This window comes from Pseudomonas sp. PDM10 (assembly GCF_014852295.1).
Taxonomy (GTDB): Bacteria; Pseudomonadota; Gammaproteobacteria; order Pseudomonadales; family Pseudomonadaceae; genus Aquipseudomonas.
Genome location: NZ_JACVBJ010000009.1, coordinates 207,816 through 224,282, shown reverse-complemented (window position 1 = coordinate 224,282; position 16,467 = coordinate 207,816). Strand labels below are relative to the sequence as shown.

The 16,467-nt window shown below is 58.6% G+C and carries 16 protein-coding genes, 4 tRNA genes and 1 pseudogene; 17 read left to right on the top strand and 4 right to left on the bottom strand.

Translation table 11 applies throughout. The annotated features are described in order from the left end of the window. Positions 1–196: 196 nt before the first annotated feature. Entirely contained in the window at positions 197–895 is a 699-nt protein-coding gene (gene pyrF / locus IB252_RS28790; protein WP_161990885.1) for an orotidine-5'-phosphate decarboxylase, read from the top strand. Positions 896–1,015: 120 nt separating this feature from the next. Here the strand turns inward: pyrF and IB252_RS28785 are convergent, their stop codons facing one another. Both IB252_RS28785 and IB252_RS28780 read right to left on the bottom strand, forming a co-directional pair. Next, entirely contained in the window at positions 1,016–2,020 is a 1,005-nt protein-coding gene (locus IB252_RS28785; protein ID WP_192411036.1) for an NADP-dependent oxidoreductase, read from the bottom strand. Then, the gene (locus IB252_RS28780; protein ID WP_158539696.1) at positions 2,017–2,154 is read right to left on the bottom strand and encodes a hypothetical protein; all 138 of its coding nucleotides are present in this window, start codon (positions 2,152–2,154) and stop codon (positions 2,017–2,019) included. Before IB252_RS28780 ends, IB252_RS28785 begins: the two co-directional genes overlap by 4 nt. Before the next feature lie 101 nt (positions 2,155–2,255). On the opposite strand from IB252_RS28780, the gene IB252_RS28775 reads away from it, so the two are divergent. The 4 genes and pseudogenes from IB252_RS28775 to IB252_RS30675 all read left to right on the top strand — a co-directional run bounded on the left by IB252_RS28775 (position 2,256) and on the right by IB252_RS30675 (position 6,666). After that, on the top strand, positions 2,256–3,017 hold the full coding sequence (locus IB252_RS28775) for an SDR family oxidoreductase (RefSeq protein WP_150657097.1): 762 nt from the start codon (positions 2,256–2,258) through the stop codon (positions 3,015–3,017). Positions 3,018–3,201: 184 nt separating this feature from the next. Next, a complete protein-coding gene (locus tag IB252_RS28770; protein ID WP_192411035.1) occupies positions 3,202–4,593 on the top strand; it encodes a PLP-dependent aminotransferase family protein in 1,392 nt (463 codons plus the stop codon). Between the two features lie 108 nt (positions 4,594–4,701). After that, positions 4,702–5,805 (top strand): annotated as a pseudogene (locus IB252_RS30680) (HAMP domain-containing protein); the annotation flags it as partial. Then, a complete protein-coding gene (locus tag IB252_RS30675) occupies positions 5,785–6,666 on the top strand; it encodes a methyl-accepting chemotaxis protein (protein ID WP_371317146.1) in 882 nt (293 codons plus the stop codon). The pseudogene IB252_RS30680 and the gene IB252_RS30675, both read left to right, overlap by 21 nt. 381 nt (positions 6,667–7,047) lie before the next feature. Here the strand turns inward: IB252_RS30675 and IB252_RS28760 are convergent, their stop codons facing one another. Next, entirely contained in the window at positions 7,048–7,806 is a 759-nt protein-coding gene (locus IB252_RS28760; protein ID WP_178082228.1) for a hypothetical protein, read from the bottom strand. Positions 7,807–8,199: 393 nt separating this feature from the next. Here IB252_RS28760 and IB252_RS28755 point away from each other — a divergent pair. The 4 genes from IB252_RS28755 (at position 8,200) to IB252_RS28740 (ending at position 8,614) form a co-directional block, all read left to right on the top strand. Beyond that, a tRNA-Glu gene (locus IB252_RS28755) sits at positions 8,200–8,275 on the top strand. 3 nt (positions 8,276–8,278) lie between these two features. Then, positions 8,279–8,354: transfer RNA gene (locus IB252_RS28750), tRNA-Gly, on the top strand. A gap of 105 nt (positions 8,355–8,459) precedes the next feature. Next, positions 8,460–8,535 (top strand) — tRNA-Glu (locus IB252_RS28745). 3 nt (positions 8,536–8,538) lie between these two features. Continuing rightward, positions 8,539–8,614 (top strand) — tRNA-Gly (locus IB252_RS28740). Positions 8,615–8,672: 58 nt separating this feature from the next. Here IB252_RS28740 and IB252_RS28735 read toward each other — a convergent pair. After that, positions 8,673–9,542: a helix-turn-helix transcriptional regulator gene (locus tag IB252_RS28735; RefSeq protein WP_192411033.1), complete on the bottom strand. Its 870-nt coding sequence runs from the start codon at positions 9,540–9,542 to the stop codon at positions 8,673–8,675. 410 nt (positions 9,543–9,952) lie between these two features. Between IB252_RS28735 and IB252_RS28730 the strand changes: the two genes are divergently transcribed. The 8 genes from IB252_RS28730 (at position 9,953) to IB252_RS28695 (ending at position 16,465) form a co-directional block, all read left to right on the top strand. Next, on the top strand, positions 9,953–10,138 hold the full coding sequence (locus IB252_RS28730; RefSeq protein ID WP_192411032.1) for a Flp family type IVb pilin: 186 nt from the start codon (positions 9,953–9,955) through the stop codon (positions 10,136–10,138). A gap of 46 nt (positions 10,139–10,184) precedes the next feature. Further along, on the top strand, positions 10,185–10,715 hold the full coding sequence (locus IB252_RS28725; protein WP_192411031.1) for a prepilin peptidase: 531 nt from the start codon (positions 10,185–10,187) through the stop codon (positions 10,713–10,715). A 2-nt stretch (positions 10,716–10,717) separates the two neighbouring features. Beyond that, a complete protein-coding gene (locus tag IB252_RS28720; RefSeq protein WP_192411030.1) occupies positions 10,718–12,046 on the top strand; it encodes an AAA family ATPase in 1,329 nt (442 codons plus the stop codon). 15 nt (positions 12,047–12,061) lie between these two features. Continuing rightward, on the top strand, positions 12,062–12,868 hold the full coding sequence (gene cpaB / locus IB252_RS28715; RefSeq protein ID WP_192411029.1) for a Flp pilus assembly protein CpaB: 807 nt from the start codon (positions 12,062–12,064) through the stop codon (positions 12,866–12,868). 75 nt (positions 12,869–12,943) lie between these two features. After that, a complete protein-coding gene (locus IB252_RS28710) occupies positions 12,944–14,269 on the top strand; it encodes a Tad domain-containing protein (protein WP_192411028.1) in 1,326 nt (441 codons plus the stop codon). Between the two features lie 8 nt (positions 14,270–14,277). After that, complete coding sequence (locus IB252_RS28705) at positions 14,278–14,772, top strand: TadE/TadG family type IV pilus assembly protein (protein ID WP_192411027.1); 495 nt, start codon at positions 14,278–14,280, stop codon at positions 14,770–14,772. Continuing rightward, positions 14,772–15,251: a TadE/TadG family type IV pilus assembly protein gene (locus IB252_RS28700; RefSeq protein WP_140676340.1), complete on the top strand. Its 480-nt coding sequence runs from the start codon at positions 14,772–14,774 to the stop codon at positions 15,249–15,251. The genes IB252_RS28705 and IB252_RS28700 overlap by 1 nt, the downstream gene beginning before the upstream one ends. Beyond that, complete coding sequence (locus IB252_RS28695) at positions 15,245–16,465, top strand: AAA family ATPase (RefSeq protein ID WP_192411026.1); 1,221 nt, start codon at positions 15,245–15,247, stop codon at positions 16,463–16,465. Before IB252_RS28700 ends, IB252_RS28695 begins: the two co-directional genes overlap by 7 nt. Positions 16,466–16,467: the final 2 nt, after the last annotated feature.

The following is a 16,467-nucleotide window of genomic DNA, read 5'->3' as shown; positions in this document are numbered from 1 at the left end:
GTAGGACGTGTTGCGGCTGCCGAAGGTAACGTTGAAGGGTGTTGCAGGCGTGTCATGTGTGTATCTGACTCGACACAATGGGTGCAAGGGCTAGTCTTGCTTGAGCCGTCTCGACGAATTACCGATCATCGGGTCCCGCAGAGGCGCTGGTTCCGCTACAATGCGCGCCGATTTCGACCTGCCTGAGAGCCCACTCATGTCCGCCTGCCAGACTCCTATCATCGTCGCCCTGGATTTCCCCACCCGTGACGCCGCACTGAAGCTGGCCGATCAGTTGGACCCGAAGCTGTGCCGGGTCAAAGTCGGTAAAGAACTTTTCACCAGCTGCGCTTCGGAAATCGTTGGTACCCTGCGTGACAAGGGTTTCGAAGTGTTCCTGGACCTCAAGTTCCATGACATTCCGAACACCACCGCCATGGCCGTCAAGGCGGCTGCGGAGATGGGGGTGTGGATGGTCAATGTGCACTGCTCCGGTGGTTTGCGCATGATGGCCGCGTGCCGCGAAGTGCTTGACCAGCGCACCGGTCCGAAGCCACTGCTGATCGGCGTGACCGTGCTGACCAGCATGGAACGTGAAGACCTGGCGGGTATCGGTCTGGATATCGAGCCGCAGGAGCAAGTGTTGCGCCTGGCCGCGTTGGCGGAAAAAGCCGGGATGGACGGTCTGGTGTGCTCGGCCCTGGAAGCCCACGCGCTGAAATCGGCGCACCCGTCGCTGCAACTGGTCACTCCGGGGATTCGTCCAGCGGGCAGCGCCCAGGACGATCAGCGCCGCATTCTGACCCCGCGTCAGGCGCTGGATGCCGGTTCCGATTATCTGGTGATCGGCCGTCCGATCAGCCAGGCCGCGGATCCGGCCAAGGCGTTGGCCGCTGTAGTCGCCGAACTCGCTTAACCAAGCACTGAAGATCCCATGTGGGAGCGAGCCTGCTCGCGATGAGGGAGTTTCAGTCGACATCAATGTTGGCTGATCCACCGCTATCGCGAGCAGGCTCGCTCCCACATTTGTTTGGCGTTAAACCTTCAACACCAATTTCCCGAAATTCTCGCCGCTGAACAACTTCATCAGCGTCTCCGGGAACGTCTCCAGTCCTTCAACAATATCCTCCTTGCTCTTGAGTTGCCCCTTGGCCATCCAACCGGCCATTTCCTGTCCGGCGGCGGCGAACTGCGCGGCATAGTCCATCACCACAAAACCTTCCATCCGCGCGCGGTTGACCAGCAGCGACAGGTAGTTGGCCGGGCCTTTGACCGCTTCCTTGTTGTTGTACTGGCTGATGGCGCCACAGATCACCACCCGCGCTTTCATGGCCAGGCGACTCAACACCGCGTCGAGGATATCGCCGCCGACGTTATCGAAATACACATCGACACCTTTCGGGCATTCGCGCTTGAGGCCGGCCTGGACGTCTTCGTTTTTGTAATCGATGGCACCGTCAAAACCCAGTTCGTCGATCAGGAACTGGCACTTGTCTGCGCCCCCGGCAATGCCGACGACCCGGCAACCTTTGATCTTGGCGATCTGCCCGGCAATGCTGCCCACCGCACCGGCCGCGCCCGACAGCACCACGGTGTCGCCAGCCTTTGGCGCGCCGACATCGAGCAGGGCGAAATAGGCGGTCATCCCGGTCATGCCCAGCGCCGAAAGATAACGCGGCAGTGGCGCCAGTTTCGGATCGACCTTGTAGAAACCTCGCGGCTCGCCGAGGAAGTAATCCTGCACACCCAGGGCACCATTGACGTAGTCCCCGACCGCGAAGCCCGGATGACTCGATGCAACGACTTTGCCTACGCCCAATGCGCGCATCACTTCGCCGATACCGACCGGCGGGATGTAGGACTTGCCCTCGTTCATCCAGCCACGCATGGCCGGGTCCAGGGACAGGTATTCGTTTTTGACCAGGATCTGACCCGCAGCCGGTTCGCCGACCGGTACTTCTTGATAGGTGAAGGTCTCGCGGGTCGCCGCGCCCACCGGACGCTTGGCGAGCAGGAACTGGCGATTGGTCTGGGTAGTCATGACAGGCACTCAAGATGAATGAAGACTTGTTGATAGACCTTCATGAACGATGCCGCAAGTTTGGCTGATGCGGCGAATGCATATCGATCCAGTGCAGTGATAGTCGAACCGGCGGTTTTATCACTGTCACTCATGGGCGCCCAACCGGCCTTCTGATAGTGCTGCCGCGCCGCAAGCCCTTGTGGCTAGATTGAGAACACACGATCCCCCGCATCTTCTCTTCGAGGACATAACAATGAGCATGACGTTTTCTGGCCAGGTCGCCGTTGTAACGGGCGCCGCCAATGGCATTGGCCGCGCGACCGCCCAGGCGTTCGCCGCTGAAGGCTTGAAAGTGGTCGTGGCCGACCTGGACGCGGCGGGTGGTGAGGACACGGTGGCACTGATTCGTACCGCTGGCGGTGAAGCCACCTTCGTGCGCTGCAACGTCACGCTGGAAAGCGATGTAAAAAATCTGATGGACGAGGTGGTCAATACCTACGGCCGTCTCGACTATGCCTTCAACAACGCCGGCATCGAGATCGAGAAAGGCAAACTGGCCGAAGGTACAGTCGATGAGTTCGACGCGATCATGGGCGTCAACGTCAAAGGTGTCTGGTTGTGCATGAAGTACCAGTTGCCATTACTGCTGGCTCAGGGCGGCGGTGCAATCGTCAACACCGCATCGGTAGCCGGCCTCGGGGCTGCGCCGAAGATGAGTATTTATGCGGCGTCGAAACATGCGGTGATCGGCCTGACCAAATCGGCGGCCATCGAATACGCCAAGAAAAAGATTCGGGTGAACGCGGTGTGTCCGGCAGTGATCGACACCGACATGTTCCGCCGTGCCTATGAAGCCGACCCGAAGAAAGGCGAGTTCGCCAATGCCATGCACCCGGTCGGACGCATCGGCAAGGTCGAGGAAATCGCCAGTGCGGTGCTGTACCTGTGCAGCGATGGCGCAGCGTTCACCACGGGGCATTCGCTTGCGGTGGACGGTGGTGTTACGGCGTTTTGAAACCAGGCAGTTAAACGTAGGAAAAAACCCGCATTCGTGCGGGTTTTTTTTCGGTTCCTTAAAGGCGCCGGACAATGTGTTTCAAATGGTTAGAACTGAGGGTTTTGGTGGCGTTGTCGCACATCAGATCGACCGCTCCTGTGATTAACTGTTTCCCGCAAAACGGACAGGAGTTTGCTTGCTCATGGAGTTGAGAATCGATCGACAGGCATTGGTGCCGGTCGTACAGCAAATCGTCGACGCGCTAGCCTGCTGGCTTCGCCGTGGCGAGGTGCCGCCGGGAACGCGTTTGCCTTCCGTGCGGCAAATCGCCCGGATCAATTTGCTCAGTCAGGCCAGCGTCGCTGAGGCCTGTGAGCGCCTGGTGGCTCAAGGGGTGCTGGCGTCGCGTCAGGGCGCCGGTTTCATTGTCGCCATGCCAGCACTGGCTGCTCAGGGGCAACAGGATTGCCACTGGTTCGAGGGGGCAGAAGTGAAGCAGGGCGGCATCTCGGGCGAACTCAAACTGGGGTGTGGCGGACTACCCGAGAGCTGGCGCGAAACTGACGACCTGAGCTACGCGATCCGTCAGGTCAGTCGCACCGACATGACCGGCCTGTTCAACTACAGCACGCCGCTGGGCCTACCAGCCTTGCGCCAGCAGATCCACAAACGCCTGAAACATCTGGATATCGTGGTGGACGAAAGCCGGATCCTGACAACGGCCGGGGCCAGTCAGGGGCTGGACCTGATCGTGCGGACCTTGTTCAAGCCGGGTGATTGCGTGGTAGTGGAGAATCCCGGTTATTCCTTGCTGTTCGATTTGCTCAGGTTGCACGGGGTCAGCATGTTCGAGGTGCCTCGAACCCCGCGCGGGCCGGACATTGAAGCGCTTGAGGCACTGCTGGTTAAGTACAGGCCTTGCGGGATCTTTATCAATAGCTTCTATCACAATCCCACTGGCAGCAGCCTGGCGCCGGCGGTGGCGCAGCGGGTTGTGCAACTGGCCAAAACCTATGGCCTTCTGGTAATCGAAGACGATGTCTATGCGGATTTTCACAGCGGCCCCGGTACGCGCCTCGCTGCGTTGGGTACCGATGACAACGTGATCTACGTGGGCAGCTACTCCAAAACCCTCAGCAGTTCGTTGCGGGTCGGTTTTGTCGTGGCCGGCGCTGAGGTCATTTCGCGGCTGGCCGAGGTCAAGATGATCAGCAGCATGGGTGCTTCACGGTTTTGCGAGTCGGTGCTGGCAAGCCTTTTAGCCAGCGGTGCCTACCGCAAACTGGTCCAGCGCCAGCGCCAGCGTTTGAGCAATGATAGGGAGGCGGCGTTGCAAGTGCTTGAAGACGCCGAGTGGGAGGTGTTCGGCAAGCCCGTCGGTGGCTTGTTCATCTGGGCGCGATCGCGGATGTCCGACTACGCTCTGGTGCGCAAACAAGCCCAGCGTTTCGGTGTCCTGTTGTCTTCTGCGACGGCATTCAGTCCCACTGCGGAGGCCAGTGACTGGCAGCGTATCAATGTGGCCTATGCCTGTGATCCGCGAGCCCGGGCGTTTTTTCAGGCCACCGCTCCGGATCGACCTCAAGCGTTCTGAAAACGACGCAAGCGTAGCTTTTTGCCATTATTCCGACGCCAGAGACTTGTGTTGATACAGGCCCGTTGCGAATCTGCGTCAACAGACTATGTCAGGGGACTAAGTGCAATGATTTCGGCCGTGCAAGGACGTTTTGCCAACCTCGGTATGGCGAAAAAACTGGGTGTCGGGTTTGTACTGGTGCTGCTGTTGACCGCCTTGGTGGCGGCCATCGGCGTATGGTCCCTGCAAACCATCAGTCAGCGCTTCGACGGACTCAAGCAGATGTCGTCGCTTAACAGCGGTTTGCTCAAGGTGAGACTGCTCGAGCAGGAATACGCCTTGCACGGCAACCCGAAAACCGCTGATGCGCTGCGCGAGGGCGTTGACGGCCTGATCGCCCTGGCAACCCAACTGAAAGCGGCGTCTGCGGCCAACGTGCCGGTGATGAATGACGTCGAGCAGTCCCTGGGGGCTTATCGCAAGGCCTTCGACGAGTTCGTTTCGCTCAGCCAGGCCAAGGACCTGGCACTGGAGATGGCCAGTTGGTCGGTGTCCAGCGTGGCCAACAACCTCGACGTGTTGCAGGCCGGGCTGGCCGATGACGGCGCCTATGCCTTGAAGGAATCCGAAGGCAAGGACGGTGGGCAGTTCATCGAACAAGCCAATCAGGTCAGCCAGGTATCGCGGTTGATGTTGCAAGCCATGAATGAAGCGCGTGTGCGTCTTGACCAGAGCCGCAAGGGCGACGACAGCGCAGGGCAGGGCAAGATCGAGCAGGCCGACCAGGCACTGACCCAGGCCGAGCAGCTGAAAACCACGGTCAAGGATGAGGGTTACCAGACGGTCCTCAATGAAGTGGTCGGGCACATTGGCGGATTCAGCGAAAAACTCGCCGAGTACACCGGCCTGCTGGCGCAGGAAAAAACCGTCTATGAGCAACTCCATCAGCGCGCTTCTCAGGTGGTGGAGCGGGTGGATCAGGCTTATGTCGCCGAAGACCAATCGATGCAGGCGGAGCTGAAAAAGAATTCGCTGCTGATCATTGGTTCCTCGGCGCTGGCGCTGCTGGTCGGGCTGATTGCGGCCTGGGTGATTACCCGATTGATCGTGGCACCGCTGCGCAGTGTGATCCGTGTTGCTCAACAGATTGCTTCTGGCGATTTGAGTGCGACGATTGAAGTGACCCGTCGTGATGAGATCGGGCAGTTGATGCAGGCTATGCAGCAGATGGGGGCAGGGCTTAGCAGTATTGTCAGCGGTTTGCAGGCGGGTATCGAACAGTTGGCCAGTTCAGCGCAGTCGCTGTCAGCGGTGACCGAGCAGACCAATCTTGAAGTCAGCAGCCAGAAGGAAGAAACCGAACAGGTCGCTACCGCGATGAATCAGATGACCGCCACGGTGCACGACGTTGCACGTAATGCGGAGGAGGCCGCTCAGGCAGCACAGACGGCGGACGGCAAGGTTGAAAGTGGTCAGCAGGTGGTGCGCCAGAGTATGGCGCGGATCGAACAGTTGGCGGATTCAGCCACCTCGGCCAGTTCAAGCATCGAAAGCTTGAGTGCCGAGATCCAGAACATCGGTACAGTGCTGAGCGTCATCAAGAGTGTGGCCGAGCAGACCAATCTATTGGCCCTCAACGCCGCGATCGAGGCGGCTCGAGCCGGCGAGCAGGGCAGGGGCTTTGCGGTGGTAGCCGATGAAGTGCGAGCCCTGGCCAAGCGCACTCAGCAATCGACCGAGGAGATTGAACGACTGGTGAGCGCCTTGCGTTCTGCGGCTCAGTCTTCTGTTCAGCAGATTCAGAACAGTGGCGAGCTGGTGAAGCTGGCGGTGAGTGATGCGTTGCAGACTGAGAGCGCGCTGGGGAGTATTGCAGCGGCAGTGTCTTTGATTCAGCAGATGAACCAGCAGATCGCAGCAGCTGCCGAGGAGCAGAGTTCAGTGGCTGAGGAGATTAATCGCAGTGTCACGAGTATTCGGGCCAGTGCGGATCAGTCTTCGTTGGCGATGCAGGGGAATGCGGCTTCCAGTATTGAGTTGGCGCAGTTGGGGGTTGAGTTGAAGGGGATGGTGGGGCACTTTCGGCTCTGAGGAGTACACCGATCAACTGTGGGAGCCGGGCTTGCTCGCGATGGCGGCCTTACAGCCGACCAATTACTCGCAGGTGTACACCATTCCCCTGTGGGAGCGGCAGTGCGACGACTCGACTTGCTCGCGAAGGCGGCCTGACAGCCGACCAATTACTCGCAGGTGTACACCATTCCCCTGTGGGAGCGGCGGTGCGACGACTCGACTTGCTCGCGAAGGCGGCCTGACAGCCGACCAATTACTCGCAGGTGTACACCATTCCCCTGTGGGAGCGAGCCTGCTCGCGATGACGGCCTGACAGCCGGCCTGTCTTTCCTGGATGTACACGCCAAACTCAACGCAAAAAAAAGCCACCTGTTCAGGTGGCTTTTCTGCTTTCTCTGATCAGTCGTAGATCACTTTTTTCTTCCAGTCCGCATCGGCCTCGACGTCTTTCAGGCCTTCGGTCAGCTGGTTCACTTCGCCTTCTACCGGGGCGATGTTGTCCATGACTTGTGCGTTGGCGCGAGCCAGAAGTTTTTCCAGGTATTCCAGCTGTTCGGCGTAGACCTGGGGTTCCTGTTGTTTGCGCAGGTATTGCACGCCGCGTTCGAACGCCAGGCGGGCCTGGCCGGGCTGGTTCTGTTGCAGGGCGTGCTGGCCGAGGTTGTTGAAGAACTCGATGTGCAGCAGGACCAGGATGTGGCGAACTTCGCGGATCCAGCGTTTGGCTTCGTTGGTTGGCAGGAAGCCGTCCTGTGCGGCGCGGGTGATTTGGCCGTGCAGGGCTTCGAGCAGGAAGCGTACGTCCTTGGCTTTGGCTTCGGTCTGGATCGGTGCCGGCGGGTTGTTGACCGGGATCGATTCGCCCTGGCCGACCAAGGCGCTCAGTTCGCCAATCCGTGCCTTGAGGTTGGCGCTGGTTTTTTCCAGATGAAGCAGGCGTTGGCAGACGTTCAATTCCAGGCGGGTCAACAGCAGCTTGAGTGCCGGTGTCATCAACTGGCCGGGGAAGGTCTCGGTGATTTCGCCGCAACGACGCAGACGATCGTTGAGCTCAACTTTGGCGCGGGCCTTTTCCAGCTTATTGTTTTCCACCACATGGTTCATGTAGCCAATGGCGATCAATAGTGCGATCCCGGCTACGACTAGCAGGGTGATCATGAGTGGTGTCACCGGTAAGACCTCTTTATGGGGTTCGCGTGCGAGTGTAGTGGCTTGGCATTGGGACGCATAGCGCCGCTCGGCAAGTTGAATCGGCTACTGCACTGCCTGTATCGGCCGCGTTCCTGCTTATATAAGTAATAGCGTGCGAGGTGCACATTGCCATCATCTTGGGCGTGGGTGGACTATAACGTCTTGGCGGGTGTCAGAATATAGGCGTCAAACCCCGGTCGACGGAAAAGCCCGATTAGTGTCTCAAAGCAGGGCGAAGTCATTGATTTAAATAAATTTATATCTGGGGGTTGACGACCCCTCAATCCATCCATAGAATGCGCGCCACTTACAGCGTAAAGCACACAGCGAAACGCGGTAGGAAGTGAATGTTGTACGTGTGTCCCCTTCGTCTAGTGGCCTAGGACACCGCCCTTTCACGGCGGTAACAGGGGTTCGAGTCCCCTAGGGGACGCCATATGCGGGAATAGCTCAGTTGGTAGAGCACGACCTTGCCAAGGTCGGGGTCGCGAGTTCGAGTCTCGTTTCCCGCTCCAATTTTAAACAGCGTTGCTTTCGGGCAGGGCTGAGTGAAACCAGAACCAGCATCTTCGGATGCGGATTTGGGCACTGAAATACACACCATGTGTTTCAGTTAGCGTGTCCCCTTCGTCTAGTGGCCTAGGACACCGCCCTTTCACGGCGGTAACAGGGGTTCGAGTCCCCTAGGGGACGCCATTTGCGGGAATAGCTCAGTTGGTAGAGCACGACCTTGCCAAGGTCGGGGTCGCGAGTTCGAGTCTCGTTTCCCGCTCCATATTTAACAAAAACGCCGCTCAATGAGCGGCGTTTTTGTGTGCGCGTATAAAACCGCATCAACCGCTGAGGCTTTGAACCAGGCTTTCGAGCGCTTCAGTGGTTTTTTCATCGTGCACCATTTGCGCAGCGGCAGTCGCTCTGAGTTGGCGTGCCAAGCGGTATTCGCTGGGCGTGCAGTTTGCGAACTGCTTGAAGGCACGAGCGAAGTAGGAAGGATCCTTGAAGCCGGCCTCATAGCCGATGCTGGTAATAGGCATCTGGCTGTTGTCGAGTAGTTCTTTGGCGAAGTTCATGCGCTTGTTCAAAATGTAATCCGTGAAGCCAAGTCCATTGGCTTCCTTGAACAGGCGGCTGAAGCGAAATGTCGTCATACCGCAGCGCTGCGCCAAATCTCTCTGATCAATGCTGTCCCGAAAGTGCTGCTCGATGTACAGCATGATGCTACTCAGCGCCTGATGTTTTTGGTGCCCGGAGGTCAGCCGGATGCTGTCCGGCAGGGTCGGGGAGTGATCGATGAGCCGTGTCTTGCGGTGGTCAACAACATTCCGGCGCAACTCGCAGAGCTGAACTACAGCAGTCAGATAGCGACTCCTCTCACTGACCGAGAGTGGGAGCACTATGTATTCCCAGACGCTGGAACGCATGGCCCAGACGGCCAGTTCTTCCGAGTGCTGCACGGTGAACATGGTGATCGGGATGGTCGGTGCGCTGCGTTTGATCTCCAGCAACAGCCTCAGGCCCTGTGTGTCGGGGCGATCGAAATGGATGCAGATCATGTCTGCGTGTTCCCCGATGGGCAGCACGGAGTTTTTCGCCAGTTTGCCGTCGCAGGTACCCTCGAACTGCGCGATGAGTTCTTTCGTGGATCGATCATGAGTCAGATCGAACCATAGGAGCGTTGGCCTTTTGGTCAAGTTGGACGTCATGTCTCTACTCTTGGATTCTTAGCGACTCTTTACGCTAAGCAGTATCGTCAATGTGCCATCACCTTGCAGATTTAATCTCGATATGAAAGACGGTTTTTAGTTCTATTCGCTATATGTATTGACTGGAAAGCAGCCGCGGGCGGCTGTTTGCCTGTGTGTTTTCGATGAGCCCGGGTTTAACCGCTTATCGCTTGTGAATTAATGACAATCGCATTTGCCCTGTCATGCCTTGTTTACCCCCTCCCGTTACTTCTGCAAGGCCAATGACCCCTATTTGGCCGCTCCGCAAAAAAGTCCTAGTGATGTGCAAAATCCTCCTAACGGCTATGCCTTCACCCTGACTAAGGTTGCATCAGGCAGCGCAGAACGTACTGCCTCAGAAAAAACAACTTTCGAGTGAGGTGGGCAAAATGATCATGCAAACAATCAAGGCTTCGGTAGTGAAGTTCATCAAAGACGAAGACGGCCTGACCATTGTGGAATATGCGGTGGCGGGAGGGTTGATTACTCTTTTTGTAGTAGGAGCTTTCCAATTATTGGGCACGGCAGTACAGACAAATATCACTGCGCTGACTGGCGCCGTTAACTCTCGTTAACTCCCGCGGGGCCCCAGTAATTAAACCCCATAGGGGGGATGCAGCAATGTCAGCAGAGAGTCTGTTAGCCATTGTCGTGCTGCTAGGGCTGTTGGGCATAGCGGTGGTGAGTGATCTTCGTCACCACCGCATTCCCAACCTGCTGATCCTGGTGGGCCTGGTCCTGGGATTGGCAGGCCATATTTACTCAGGTGGGGTAAGTGGGTTGGGAGACGGCCTGTTGGGCATAATGATCGGCTTTGCGCTGTTCCTGCCCATGTATGCCCTGGGCGGCATGGCCGCTGGCGACGTCAAGTTGATGTCCGTAGTCGGCAGTTTTCTACCCGCCCATTACGCGTTGTGGGCTGGGGTCTTCAGCCTGATATCCGGCGGCCTGTGCGGTTTTCTGATAGTGCTGGTGCGCGGTCAATTATTGCAGACCCTGGGGCGTTATTGGCTGATTCTGAAGGCTCGGGCTTATCTTGCGCCGACCGCAGATGAGGCAGCCGGCAAGCCCTTTCCTTACGCTGTTGCAATCTTGCTCGGCACTCTGGGCAGCATCTACTGGCAACTCGTTGCCGGTGGATTGGGAGATTAGTCATGCACGTCATGGTTGATACTGATGCCTTCCCCAATGAGCGGGAAGCGGTGCAACGACTGGCTCCTCAGCCGTGCACAATCCGCGAGACGGGTCTGACCGACAGTTTTCTCGGTGAGTTGGTGTGCAAGCATTTGTTTGATGCCGGCGTGCTGGACATGTCGCGGCTGGTGGAGCGCCTGGCGCTGACCGGCGCGGTACTTGAAGAGGTCCTGGCGTTTCTGCGCAAGGATGGTCGTGTCGAAGTGCTTGGCCAAGGGAGCCAAACAGGCGGGCAGATGTTGCGTTATGGCTTGACCGAGCGCGGTCGCAGTGCCGCCCGCGATGCCCTGTCGCGCAGCGGCTATATCGGTGCGGCACCCTTCCCGGTGAGTACCTACCGGTCTCTGATCAAACTACAGACCATTCACCATGGTCGCATCAACGCCAACGACATGCGCAATGCCCTCGCGGGGGTAGTGCTCACGGAGGGAATGCTCGATCAGTTGGGTGTGGCGATGAACTCCGGGCGCGCGATCATGATTTATGGCCCTGCGGGTACCGGCAAGACCTATGTCAGCAGTCGGCTGATTCGTCTGTTTGCCGAGGCCATCTGGGTGCCTCATGCCATCGTCATCAACGAGTCTGTGATCGAGATCTATGACCCGCAGGTGCATCAGCGTCTGAATGACAACAGTCAAACGAACAATCTGATGCTCAACGAAGGGATCGACCGTCGACTGCTGTGCTGCAAACGTCCGATCGTCATTACCGGCGGTGAATTGAGCATGGAGCAACTGGACGTTCGCTATGACCCCTCTACCCGTCAATACCAGGCTGCCTTGCAGCTCAAGGCCAGCAATGGCCTGTTCATCATCGACGACATGGGGCGCCAGCGCATGGCACCCGCCGAGCTGTTGAATCGCTGGATCGTCCCGATGGAAGAGAAACGCGATTTCCTCAACCTGGGCGGCGGTCGGCATTGCGAACTGCCGTTCGATTTGATTCTGGTGTTTTCCACCAACCTCAATCCTCTGGAACTGGCCGATGAGGCCTTCCTTCGCCGGATTGGCTACAAGCTGCAGTTCGGTTACCTGAAGCCCGAGGAGTACGAAAAGATCTGGCGTCAGGAAAGCGAGCGTCTGGGCATGCCTTATGACCAGCTGCTGTTGCGTTATGTGCTGCAAAGGCTTTATGCAAGTGAAGGCATGCCCCTAGTGCCTTGCCATCCCCGCGATCTCCTGAACATGGCGCTCGATCGTCAGCGTTATATGGGCGGTTCCGGACCGCTGTCACCGCAAGATTTGGAATGGGCCTGGCACAACTACTTCGTCCAGCTCGACTTTCTTTGAGTAGGAGATACAGACATGAGTTCTCGTACTGTCACCCTGATTGGTGTTTCCCTGGTCCTGGGCCTGGGTGCTGCATGGATGGCCAACACCTGGCTGAGCGCACGGCTCAATGCCAGCCCGGATGACCACCTTCGAAGCGTGGTGGTCGCCACGGTAGAGATTCCATTCGGGCAGATGGTCGAGGCCCAGCAGGTCACGACCGTACGCATGCCCATGGACACGATCCCGGACGATGCCTTCGATTCCAGCGAAAAAGCAGTGGGCAAGATCGCTACGTTCGACATTTTGCGGGGCGACATTGTGCGCGGTGCGCGTTTGAGTGAGCACCTGGGTGGCAGCACCCTGGCCTCTTTGATTGCCCCCGACAAACGCGCCATATCGGTACGTGTGGACGATGTGGTCGGTGTCGGCGGATTCCTGTTGCCGGGTAACCGGGTCGATGTACTGGCGACCAAAACCACCAATGCTGGCAGTAACAGTGCCGTGTCCAGGACCATCCTCGAGAACTTGCGGGTATTGGCGGTGGATCAGACGGCAGGTACCGACAAGACCCAACCGGTGGTGGTGCGCGCAGTGACACTGGAGATGTCGGCCTCTGAGGCGGAAGCCCTGGTCACGGCGCAGACGGAAGGCAAGTTGCAACTGGCGCTGCGTAACCCACTGAACCTCGAGAAGAAAACCGCGGCCGTTGCGCCTGTTGCGCCAGCCATGGCTTTGGCCGCCGTCGCGGTGCCAAAACGCGTGGTACAGCGCAGCAGTGGCGAGGGTGGCGGGTCTATTACCGTTATCCGCGGGACCCAAGCCAGTGTCGTCAAACGTTGACAGGGCGGTAGGGGTGCCTGGGCACCAAAGTATTGGCGGAGCCGATCCGGATCAGTATCGGCAAACGAGGGCTTGATGATGAATATTCGTATTCAGCGGCCGTTCACTGCGACGCCAAGGCGGCAGGAAGGATCGGTGAGTGTTTTGATGGTGATTGCGTTGGCGGCGATCCTCATGATGGCGGCGTTGGCGCTGGACGGCGGTCACATATTGCTGAACAAGGCGCGCCTGCAGAACGCTGTGGACGCTGCGGCCCTGAGTGGCGCCAAAACCCTGAGTGAAGTGACAGGGGGGGTCAATGTTGCCAGCACAACGCGCACGGCCGCGCTGAATACGCTGACGCAAAATGCCAATGCCACGGGTAACAACGAATTGGCAACGGCCATCGGCGGCAGCGTGGGCACATTCGCTGTGGTGGAGCTGGCAAGCACTATAGGTGGACCTTTCGCCTATCCCGGGCCGACGAATGCCAAATACGTTCGGGTATCGGTACCGAGCTATCGGCTGACAGGATTTTTCTGGAACTTCGTCCAGTCATTCGGCACTGGTGGCCCGGGCAACAAGGCGGTGGCGGCGATCGCCACCGCTGGACCCAGTCCGACCAGCCCCTGTGATCTCGCGCCGCTGATGATTTGTGGCGACCCGACCAAAAGCAGCCCGTTCGGCTTCAGCTTCGGTGATTTGCAGGTATTGAAGACCGCCGCTGGTAATTCCTCCCCCATTGGCCCGGGCAATTTTCAATTGCTCGATTTCGGTTCGGGCGGTAGCACGGTCAGGGAGGACTTGGCCGGAGGAGGGAAGGTATGCCGCAATGTGGGGGACAATGTCCAAACCGCCCCTGGCAACAAGGCTGGCCCTACGTCTCAAGGTATGAATACTCGCTTCGGCATCTACAACGGGCCACTTAATACTTCGGACTATCCGTCGGACCTGGTGACGACCTCCAGCTCACCCGCTATCACCTGGAACGACAAGAGCACACCGCCGCGGGCGGAGTACAAGGGCCAGCCTGTCACGGCGAGCAACGGCGATCTCTCCGCTGGCGGCCAGGCGCTGCTGGACTACAACGACTGGTTGGCGAGTTCCGCTGCCTGTGTCGCCGCGGGCAGTGGCTGTCAGAGCAATGGGGTATTCGAGCGCCGGATGCTGAAAGTAGTGATTGGCGACTGTACCGGGAAAAATAGCGGTTCAACCTCGATTCCAGTCCTGGGATTTGGCTGCTATTTCGTGGTGCAGCCGCTTGATGGCGGTGGGCAGGAATCGCAGATCTTTGGCCAGTTCGTGAGGCAGTGCGAAGGTGACAATGTGCCAGGCCCCAATCCTTCGGGCGATTTCGGCCCGCAGATCATTCAGCTCTACAAAACCTATACCAATAGCGGCACTCCGAGCACTGACTCTTAGGAGGCGTCATGGGACTTCACACATTTATACAGCCCAAGGGCCAGCAAGGAATGGCAATAGTGGAATTCACTATCGTCCTGCCGTTGTTGCTGTTGCTGTTGCTGACCCTCGGCGAGTTCGGCCGCATGCTCTACCAGTACAACAGCCTGTTACAGGCCAGCCGTGATGCCGGCCGCTTCGTCGCCAGCCAGGCCTGGAACTCGACGCTCGGCGCTGTCACTCTGAGCAGCACGCTGAAGACCCAAACGCAAAACGTTGCGGTGTATGGCGTGCCTGCCAGCACCGGGGCTGCAGTGGTGTCAGGGTTGAAGACCACTGACGTGGCCGTCGTCCCGGAGGGCACCGACCCCGCCCACCCCGACCATGTGCGGGTCACCATCACCTATACCTTCTGCCCGGTGATTGGCGGCGGCAATTGTACCGGAGCGATTCCGGCGCTCTTTGGCAATCAGATTGCGCTGAGCATTCCGCTGGTTGCCACCACTGTCATGAGGGCGCTGTGATGAACCGCAAAGGCATGCGCGGCACTTATTCGGTGGAGTTCGCCATCGTTGGCCTGCTGGTGTTCACGCTGTTGTTCGGTGTGCTGGAAATGGGCCGCCTGTACTTCACGATGAATGCCCTCGATGAAGCCGTACGGCGCGGCGCGCGCCTGGCGGCGGTGTGCAATATCAGCGATCCGGTGGTCCTGCAACGGGCGATTTTCAATGCGTCGGGCGACACGGGTGCGAGCCAACTGATCGGCAATCTGAACACCAGCAACCTGACGCTGACCTATCTGGATGCAAACGGTGCTCTGGTGGCCAACCCCGGTACCACCGGGTTTCGTGCCATCCGTTATGTCCAATTGAGCCTGCAAAATTTTATTTTCAATCTGTTTATTCCTGGGTTTGGCGTGCCCATTACCTTGCCCGTCTTCAGGGCGACCTTGCCACGCGAAAGCCTCGGGCGTAATCCAACAGGGGAGATCACGAAATGTTGAGTACCAGAGAAGCCCCGTTATCCACTGCGACCGGCAAACCCGGGCTGCGGTTGCTGATCAGCAGCCGTGATGCCACGTCTTTGCGCGACCTGCAGAGCGTCTGCCAACGCATGCCCAGCCTGGAGGTGAGTACTCGCCTGGTGAGCAACGGGCATGTCGACCCGCTCTACGGTCTGGACCGGATGCCCGATCTGTTGCTGTTGCGCGTTAGCGACCTGTGGCGTGAAGAGCTGTCGGCACTGTTGCAGCACCCGGCCCATGAGCGTCCGCCGATGTTGGTGTGCGGACTGCTGAGTGAACAGGAAGCCATGCGCCTGGCGATGCAGGCCGGTGCCCGGGACGTGCTGCCGGAGCCCATCGCCGAGACCGAACTGGTCGCCGCCTTGAATCGTCTGGTCACGGAAGTTCGGACCGGCAGCGGGGCAGAAGGAAAATTGATCGCCGTGATGAGCGCCAAGGGCGGCTCTGGCGGAACCCTGCTGGCCTGCAACCTGGCTCAGCAACTGAGCATCAAGGGTGGCAGCACCCTGTTGCTGGATATGGACCTGCAATTTGGCAGCGTGACGCATTATCTGGATGTGGCGCAGACGCACAGCCACCTGGAGGTGTTGCACCAGATCGACGGCATGGACAGCGTTGCGTTACGCGGTTTTTGCGGTCACTTCAGCCCGACCTTGCATGTGCTGGGCGGTCGGGCCGGTGAGCTGTGTTTGCCGCAGGATACCCAGCCCGAGCAACTGGATACCCTGTTGCAGTTGGCCCGCGCCAGCTATGGCTGGGTGGTGATCGACCTGCCGCGGCAAATCGATCACCTCACCGGCTCTGTGCTGGAGCAGGTGGATCGGGTGTACGTGGTGGTGCAACAGAGCGTCAGCCATCTGCGTGATGCCAGCTCCCTGGTGCGGATTCTTCGCGAAGACCTGGGCGTGCGTGGGGATCAATTGCAGATAGTGGTCAACCGCTATGACAAGGCGGCAGCGGTCAGCCTCAAAGATATCGGCGAGGCGTTGCGCTGCACCAATCTGTCGACGTTACCCAACGACTTCAATCTGGTCAGCCAGAGTCAGAACACTGGCGTGCCGTTGGGGCTGCATGCGCCGAGGGCAGCGATCACTACTGCACTGCGCAACATGACCGAGGACCTGGTCGGTCAACAGGTGGCCGGCAACAAAGGCTTGCTCAAACGTGCCTTCAACCGTTTTTTCGGGGGATGACC